Source organism: Rhodospira trueperi (assembly GCF_900101965.1).
GTDB lineage: Bacteria > Pseudomonadota > Alphaproteobacteria > Rhodospirillales > Rhodospirillaceae > Rhodospira > Rhodospira trueperi.
This window is the reverse complement of record NZ_FNAP01000035.1, coordinates 1-8077: the sequence shown is the minus strand read 5'-3', so window position 1 is coordinate 8077 and position 8077 is coordinate 1. Positions and strand designations below refer to the sequence as shown.

Annotated in this window: 8 protein-coding genes; all 8 read right to left on the bottom strand. The window is 69.7% G+C overall.

The features are described 5' to 3' along the window. Positions 1 to 183: 183 nt before the first annotated feature. Entirely contained in the window at positions 184 to 1125 is a 942-nt protein-coding gene (locus BLS85_RS18325) for a DUF2493 domain-containing protein (RefSeq protein WP_245699290.1), read from the bottom strand. A 249-nt stretch (positions 1126 to 1374) separates the two neighbouring features. After that, entirely contained in the window at positions 1375 to 2376 is a 1002-nt protein-coding gene (locus BLS85_RS18320; RefSeq protein WP_092788179.1) for a DUF7146 domain-containing protein, read from the bottom strand. Between the two features lie 71 nt (positions 2377 to 2447). Further along, positions 2448 to 4622, bottom strand: coding sequence for a ParB/RepB/Spo0J family partition protein (locus tag BLS85_RS18315; RefSeq protein ID WP_092788178.1), 2175 nt, complete (start codon positions 4620 to 4622; stop codon positions 2448 to 2450). Between the two features lie 75 nt (positions 4623 to 4697). Continuing rightward, positions 4698 to 5087 carry a hypothetical protein gene (locus BLS85_RS18310; RefSeq protein WP_092788177.1) on the bottom strand — a complete coding sequence of 130 codons (390 nt, stop codon included), beginning with the start codon at positions 5085 to 5087 and terminating at the stop codon, positions 4698 to 4700. Beyond that, positions 5084 to 5596: a thermonuclease family protein gene (locus BLS85_RS19240; RefSeq protein WP_092788176.1), complete on the bottom strand. Its 513-nt coding sequence runs from the start codon at positions 5594 to 5596 to the stop codon at positions 5084 to 5086. Before BLS85_RS19240 ends, BLS85_RS18310 begins: the two co-directional genes overlap by 4 nt. Beyond that, positions 5596 to 6549 carry an ArdC family protein gene (locus tag BLS85_RS18300; RefSeq protein WP_143027272.1) on the bottom strand — a complete coding sequence of 318 codons (954 nt, stop codon included), beginning with the start codon at positions 6547 to 6549 and terminating at the stop codon, positions 5596 to 5598. Before BLS85_RS18300 ends, BLS85_RS19240 begins: the two co-directional genes overlap by 1 nt. A 96-nt stretch (positions 6550 to 6645) precedes the next feature. After that, complete coding sequence (locus BLS85_RS18295; RefSeq protein ID WP_092788175.1) at positions 6646 to 7221, bottom strand: DUF2285 domain-containing protein; 576 nt, start codon at positions 7219 to 7221, stop codon at positions 6646 to 6648. 219 nt (positions 7222 to 7440) lie between these two features. Beyond that, entirely contained in the window at positions 7441 to 7731 is a 291-nt protein-coding gene (locus BLS85_RS18945) for a hypothetical protein (protein WP_143027271.1), read from the bottom strand. Between the last annotated feature and the right edge of the window lie 346 nt (positions 7732 to 8077).

The window sequence follows — 8077 nt, the reverse complement described above, 5'->3', positions numbered from 1 at the left end:
ACCTCGCCGACACCCTTGCCGCTTTCGTCAGCATCGCTTCCATCCAACTCGCGCTGCGACGCCTCGCCCGCCAGTAGGCTTTTGAGTCAGGCTCTGAGGCCAAAACCTGCCAGTCCCCTTCCGGCCCAACCCGGCCGGAAAGGCAACGGCGTCAGCGGCTATGACACTCGCTTTTGGCGGCGCTTACGCGCCGCCCTCCGAACCGACCTTCCACACGGGGATGCCCATGCGGCGGGCGGTGTCGGCGAGGTTGTCGGTGATGCCCGAACCCGGAAAAACGATAACACCAATGGGCAGCGACTCAAGCAGCTGCTCGTTTCGGCGGAAGGGCGCGGCCTTGCCGTGGCGGGTCCAGTCGGGGCGGAAGACGACCTGCGGCACGCCGCGCTGGTCGGCCCAGCAGGCGGCGATGCGCTCGGCGCCCTTCGGCGCGCCGCCGTGCAGCAGCACCATGTCGGGATGGCGGTCGCGCACCTTGTCGAGCACAGCCCAGATACGCCGGTGATCGGTGCAGGCCGGGCCGCCGGCGAAGGCCACGCGAGGCCCAGGCGGCAGCATCACCTGGGTCTCGGCGCGCTGGCGGGCGGCCAGGAAATCCCGACTGTCGATGACGGCGGCGGTCAGCGCCCGACGGTTGGTGAGCGACCCGGCGCGCGGGCGCCAGGCGCCGCCGGTGATGGCCTCGAAGGATTCGGCGGCGGTGTCGCGGAACGCCTCGAAGGCGTTGCGGCGTTCGATCAGCCCGATGCCTTCGGCGGTCAGGCGCTCGAGCTCGACCGAGCGCACCTCGCTGCCATCCTGCTCGGCCTGCGAGCGCCGCTGGGCCTGCTCGTTGGTGTCCAACGCCCGGTCGAGCGCGCCGACGCGGCGGTGGAAGGCGTTGACGACGGACCACAGCAGGTCGCCCAGGTCGTCCTCGAGGCGGGTGCCGGTGAGCAGGTCGGCGAGGGTGTCGAGGCAGGCGGTGACGGCGCTTCCGGCGGTCTCCGCGTCGGGCATGGGACGTGGATCGGGCTCGTCCTGGAACGGCCGGATTCCGTAAAGGTGCAGCTCCTCGAGCAGGTGGGCGGTGGCCGAAGCGGTGGCGTGCGGATCGTCGGTGGGGGGCAGGACGTCGCGGATCATGGGGCTCTCCCTCTGGATGGAGGCCGCGCCCATCGCGGCCTTTCCCGGGATCGCCCGCCGGAGGCCCCGAGGACGGCGCCGCACCCGAACGGGCCGGAACGCAGTGGAGGAGGACGCCTTGGCGTCCTTGCGGCGGCGGCCGGCCTCCGGCAGATCCCCCGCATGGAAAGGCCGCCGGCGCGGTCCCCGGCGGGGGAGACTCCAGCGCGCGACCGTCGCTCCCCGCCGACCCGGCGCCCCCGTTGCGGCTCACGCCCTGTCGAGGGCCAGGGGCACGTCGGCCGGATCCAGGTAGCCGAGAACGCGCGCGCGGAACCGGCGCGGGCCGAGAGCCAGCAGGTCCGCGTTGGCATCCGCGCCGAGCGGCGGCAGCGGACGGACGGTGATAGCGCGGGGTCCGAGGCGATCCGTCAGGCGCTCCAAGGCGCGCAGGCCGGCGGCGTCTCCGTCGTGGGCCACGTACAGGCGGCGCAGGCCGGGCGGCGGCTCGAAGGCCCCGAGGTGGCCCGCCGACAGCGCTGCGACGGCGGGCAGATCCGGCAGCACGGAGCGCAAGGAGAGGACGGTTTCCAGGCCCTCGCCGACGACCAGGACGGGGCCGGCGGCACCGAACCGCACGCCGTTGCCGAGCAGAAAACCGAGGGCACGGCGCGGCCGAACAAGCGGCGCCTTGCCGCTGGTGGCGGGGTCGAGGAAGGTGCGATGGACGCCTGTCAGCGTGCCGTCGGACGCGGTCACGGCAGCGATCAGCGCCGGCCATTGGGTGCGAGTCATGCCCGGATCGGGCCGGCAGAAGGCACGTGGATGGAACCGCAGCGCAGGCTCGGCACGGGCCGGAACGATGCCGCGTCCGGCCAGATAGCGCGCGGCCAGGGTGCCAGCGATGGGCCGGGAGGCCGCGAACAGGCGTTGCGCGGCGGCGGTGGAATTGGCGGGAACAGGCTCGCGGGCGGGCGCCGAACGATCACGCGGCAGGCGCAGGAAGGTGGTGGCTTCGTCGAGCGCGGCGCGAAGATCGAGGCCCCGGTTGGCGGCGATCAGGTCCAGCAGATCGCCGCGTTCCAAGGTTGCGGCATCGGTCCAGCGGCCGGCGCGAGGGCCGGTCAGGCGGACATAGAGACTGCGACCGGGCGTGCCGCGCACGTCGCCGACCTGCCAATAGGCGCCCTGGCGACGGCCGGCGGGAAGGTAGGTGCGGCAGACCGCCTCGGCCTCGGCGGCAAGGCGGGATGCGATCTCGGGAAGGGACATGGCGGAGCCCTCCGGCAGAGAAACGGCCCGGCCCCGGGAACACCGGAACCGGGCCGCGTGAAGGATGCGGGCTATTCGGCGGCGCGGGTGGCGTCGTCGATGTCTTCGGGGGCGGGGTCCTTCTCGCCGTGCTCCGGCGTCGCCCCCTCGTCGCCGTTTTCGCCATCTCCCTCGGTCGCTTCGTTGTCCTCGTCTGCCTCGCCTGACTCGGCGGCGGGCGCTTCGGGAGCGTCCGGCCCGCTCACTTCGGGCGTCCGCAACGGCTCCGGCAGCCAGTCGGTTTCGGCCAGCAACGCCTCGGCCTCGGTCGCCATCTCGCCCTTGCGCAGCGAAACGAGACGGTCGGCGGCTTCGTTGCCCACCGCCTCGCGGACGGCGGCCAGGATGCGCGCCTTGGGCACCCGGTCGAGGTAGGTCTCGACCGTCGGGCGCCAGCCGGCGGCGACCATGTCCAGCCCGACCGCCCGCGCCAGTGCGTCGGCGTGGTCCGTGCGACCGGGCACACGGTTCCACGGTTCGACCACCGCGTTGACGGTGCGCGAGGCGCAATGGGCCAGCAGCTCCATGCGCTCGTCAGACGACAGGACCTGCAGCGCCCCCCACAGGTCGCGGGGATCGGCGGGCAGGCGGTCGATCCAGGCATCCTGGCGGACGTCCAGGGACTGCGCCGATACGCTGTCCTTCAGGCCCGGTGCCTGGGCCGCCAGCGGCCCCGAACGGCCGGTGATTTCCAGGCAGCTTGCGACCGCGTGGCGGTGGAAGGTGGACAGGCACAGGGCGTGCAGGACGGCCAGGAAGGCCGTGTCCGGATGGCCGGCCAGCGCATCGCGGAGCGCCAGCGTGCGGTGCGCGGTCAGTTCGGTGACCAGCCGGTCCGGCAGCGGACGCAGCGGCGCATCGACGGGATCCGGGTCGGGATCAGTTGTCTGGGTGTGGCCCGGTGCCGCCGGTTCGGGCATGGCTCCGGTGGGCAGCGGGGCACCCTCGGTGCCCTCCGGTGCCGCCGGGGCCTGCCCATCGGGCGCCGCCTGCGGCCCGGGCGCGGGCACGGGCGGTTCGTCCTCGGGCCGGACGAAGCCCCGTTCGATGCGCGCCTCGCCGTCCAGATCGATGGAGACGAAGACGCCGGCGCGGGAGACCTCGTCGGGCTCGAACGTGGCCGGTCGGGTCTCGAAGGCCTTCAGCGCGGCCTCGATCTCCCCGACACGCGCGTCGACGTCCTCGGGCAGTTCGGTGGGTTCGGGATAGCCCGCCAGCAGGGCATCCATCTCGCCGACCAGGGCGTCGCGTTCGGCCTGCTCCGCCTCGGTCAGGGGGGCGGTCTCGCGCGGCAGACGGCGCAGACCGTTGGTGTGCCCGTAGGGGAAGTCGACCGCCGCCTCGACCCAGCGCCAGCCCTCGGCGCGAACCTCCTCAGCGACAGCGCTGAGCCGTTCGGCCACCAGTCGCTCCAGCAGGCCGACGTCCTGCAGCCAGCCGCCGTTGTCCTCGGTGAACAGGTCGCGCAGGACCAGACCGCCGGCGGCTTCGTAGGCCTCGATGCCGACGAAGCGGGCGCGCCGATCACCGGCCCGCACGGCGGTCTCGGTCAGCATGCGGCGGATGACATGGGGCGGGCGATGGCTGCCCTGGGACAGCGCCTCCCAGACCTGCTCCTGGCGGTCGTGGTCGGGGGTGACGGCGAAGGCCATCAGCTGTTCCAGGACCAGGGTGCCCTCGGCATAGAGGTCCAGCAGGCGCGGTGAGACGGACGCCAGCCGAAGCCGTTGCCGGACCACGGTGGGGGTGATGAAGAAGCGCGCGGCGATGTCCTCTTCGGTCAGCCCGGCCTCGCGCATGGCCTGGAAGGCGCGGAACTGATCGAGGGGGTGCAGGGCGACACGCTGGACGTTCTCCGCCAGCGAATCCTCCTCGGCCAGGCCATCGTCATGGACGATGCAGGGCACCGGCGCGGTCTTGGCCATGCGCTTCTGCTTGACCAAGCGTTCGAGGGCGCGATAGCGACGGCCGCCGACCGGCACCTCGAAGGTGCCGGTCTCGGCGCCGGCCTCCTGGCGGATCGGGCGCACGGTCAGGCTCTGCAGCAGACCGCGTCGCGCAATGTCGTCGGCCAGATCCTCGATGGAGACGCTGTCCTTGACCCGGCGCACGTTGGCCTGGGACAGAACCAGCGCGTTGAAGGGGATGTCGCGCGTGCCGTTCAGGGTGACCTTGCGGGACGCGCTCTTGCGGGATGCACTCGTCATGGCGGTTCTCCGTGACCGGCCGGTCGGAGCCTCCCTCCGACCTGACAAACCGGTCACGAAAACCCCCACGGCCCTTCACCTCCGGCGGATGGCGCCATCGGTCAGGCCGGGCATGTTGTAGACCTCGGCGCCGGCCTCGGCGTAGGCCCGGGCCACGTCGAGCAGCGGGGCGTAGGCGAACCCGTGCCACGGTGGCGGCGAGGCCGAGCGGCCGACCGCGATCATGGGACCGTGGACGGCCAGCCGGACGACGGCATCGAAGGGCACCGGCCGGCTGTCGATGACCGGCAGGCCGGCGCCGATGCAGGCGGCCTTCATGCGCTCGGTATCATACCCCGACAGGGTGGCGCCGTCGGCGAAGCACAGCGTGTAGCCGCCCCGGCCGATGCTGAGGTGGCCGCCCTCGGTGGCGCGGGCCTGATCGATCAGGCCGTAATCGACAGGCGGGTGGTCGAGCGTCGTCATGATCCGTCCCTCCCCCTGGCCAACGCGTTGGCGTCGGTGTGGTCGGGGTCGTCCCACAGGCCCTTTTGCAGGAACCGGGCGGTGCGTTCGGCGCCCAGGTATTCGGTGGACGGTTGACCGATGGCGACCGCCAGTCCCTCCAACAGCATTGTGCGGCCCAGATCCTCGCCGCGAACGACGCAGCGCGCCGGGGCGGCGCCGTCCTGTTCGGGTCCCTGGACGGCGCAGGACACGACAAAGTCGCCGATGGCCTCGCGCAGGGTGGCGACGGCCTCGGCGCCACAGGGCCAGGGGCGGCCGTGGCGGTCCCGACAGACCTGCGCGCGCGCGGGGGCGTGGACGTTGGCGAGACGGAAGGCGCGCTCGTGAATGACCAGCGTATCGCCGGACAGGACGGTGGCCGGACCGATGGGCAGGGGCTTGGAGAGCGGCCAGTAGGCCCAAAAGCTGAAAAAGAGGACCGCCATCACGACGCAGGTCAGAAACACCGGTGTGCTGATCGTTCGCATCAGGCTGCCTCCTCATCGTGTGGCGTGGTCTCGGGGATGGCGACATCCTCGGGCAGGCAGCCCATCAGCCAGTCGGCGGCCTTGCTGGCCTGGCTGGCGGCGCGGATGATGGCGCGGTTGTCCTCGCGCAGGCAGTCCAGCCACGAGGCGATGTAATCGGCGTGACGGACGGTCGGTACGATGGACAGCGCGGCACAGGTGAAGGCCGCCGTGATCTCGGCCACCAGTTCCTCGAAGGCGTACTTGCGGGAGCCGAAGGACCCCGACATGTCGCGGTCGAGGCGTGAGCGGTGGCCGGTAGCGTGCCCCAGTTCATGCAGGGCGGTGCGGTGCCAGTTGACCGGCTCGAAATAGGCCTGCGGGGGCGGCACCTGCACGAAGTCATGCAGGGGGTTGTAGAAGGCGCGGTTGCCGCCGATGCGGAAATCCACCCGGGTGCCGGCGATCAGCGCCTCGGCGCGGGGCAGGATCAGCCCCTCGGGAACCGGCGGCGCGGTGGTGGCGATAACCTCGGGCAGGTCGTCGCACTGGTCGGTGTTGAAGACCGTGAAGCGCTTCAGGAACGGGATGGCCTGCGGGTCTTCGCCCTTCTCTGATGCGCGGCGGCGTTCGTCCTCGGGCACGAATTTGTCGGCGTAGACGACGGTGGTGCCGCGCTCGCCCTTGCGGACGGCCCCACCCAGGGCCTTGGCCTGGCGGAAGGTCAACCAGCCCTGGCCGGAATAGCCGCGCTCGATGACGGCACCCCACAGGATCAGGACGTTGATCCCGGAGTACGGCCGGCCCGAACCGGCGTTGCGCGGCAGGCCGACCGCCGTTCGGGCCTGATCCGTGCCCCAGGGTTGGACCCAAGGCAGGCGTCCGGCTTCAAGCTCGGCGATGATGCGGTCGGTGATCTCGGAATACAGGTTCGCGCGGTCGCCCGTGGACCGCCGTGCGGGTGCGCGGGACATGGCGTGTCTCCCCGACGGGCGTGCGGAAGGCCACTCCCTCCACCATCCAGACCCGTCGCGGATCCCCACCGGCCCTCCACCTCCGAAGGCCGGCGGTCACCGCAGAAGGTCGCGGTAGCCGCCGCCGACCATGCGGTCGCCCGCCCGCACCAAGCGTTGCACACGCAGCCGCAGATAATCCGAGGACCCGGCCCAGTCGTCCCGCACCCGCTCCTGGCCGAACAGGGCCGCGGCGATCTCCCGGTGGGACGCCCCCGCCAATCGCGCATCGTGAGCGCGCAGCATGTCGGCCCAGCGGAGCCCGCGCCGTTCGGGCCGGTAAAGCTGATCGGGCAGAGCGCCGGCGGCGCGCAGGTGCAGGAACCGGCGCAGAGCGAGCACGCGCGGTTCGTCCTCCAATGGCGGCCACACCGGAATGAGCAGCCGGACCGGATCGCGGAACAGCCGGGTCACCACGACCTCGATCTGCAGGCGGCGCGGGCCGTCCAGGATCAGCAGATGCAGGCGCCCGTCCGGCTGGCGCAGCATGGCGATGGGCAGGGCCAACCGGCGCAGGTCCAGGGTCTCCGGGCCGCTGGCCTGGGCCTCGCTGGCGATGGTGGTCAGCACGATGGGCGCCTCGGCACTCGACCAGAACACCAGATCCTCGGTCTCGTCCGCGAAAGAGGACACCCCAGCGGGGGTCCAGCAGGGGCGTCAAGGGTCGCGGCAACAACGAACCAAATACACCACCAAAGAACCAGCACTTTGCCCATCTTGGCAAAATGGCCTTCCTCCAACACTGTGGAAGACGGAAGCGCTGCCACACCCTGTGCGCGCCCCACGGAAACTAAACAACAAAAGAGAGGGGCGCGCAAGTCAAGTTCCGTTAGTGAACGTGACTACCTTTGATCAAAAATCATCTGATTCATCGCCCTCAATGAAGAAACGAATTGATGGGGCTGGAGACTTATACAGAACACATCCAGCGGAATGCCTTGTTTCGACATCCTTCAAAAACAAAGCTGCATCCCACCCCTCTTCCTGGGCAGCACTGACAAACCAACTTCTGACCTTTTGCGACATTTTAGATGCAGTGTCACCAGTATGGTTTCTGTACAACTGGAGAACTCTTTCCTTGGTGCAGAGCACCGCTGGATCATTCGCTGTACGGTCACCTGGATCAGGAAGCTTCCTCGCCATTTCAACGCCTCATTAAAAGTTGAAGATAAACAGTATAAAAGCGCAATGCTTGGCCTCTGAAATAGTGCAAATCACAAAATATACCGATGGAGTAAGGCAAGTCTTGCCCTATCTTGGTCCAAGAAAAGCCCGGCAATTTTGTTCTCCCCATTTAGAAAATTTTAAGCATCTACGGCCATCTCGACTAACCCGGATCCGTCACCGTGTTTCGGGCAAACCTGGATTCCGTGAGCGATAACAGGGGGCTATCGCGGATTTTGAGCGGCTGATTTTTTACAGGGTGTTTTTGGCGGTGTCGCTCAGCCAGGTCAGGGCGCCCTTGGTCGAGGTCCAGGTTTCCAGGCTG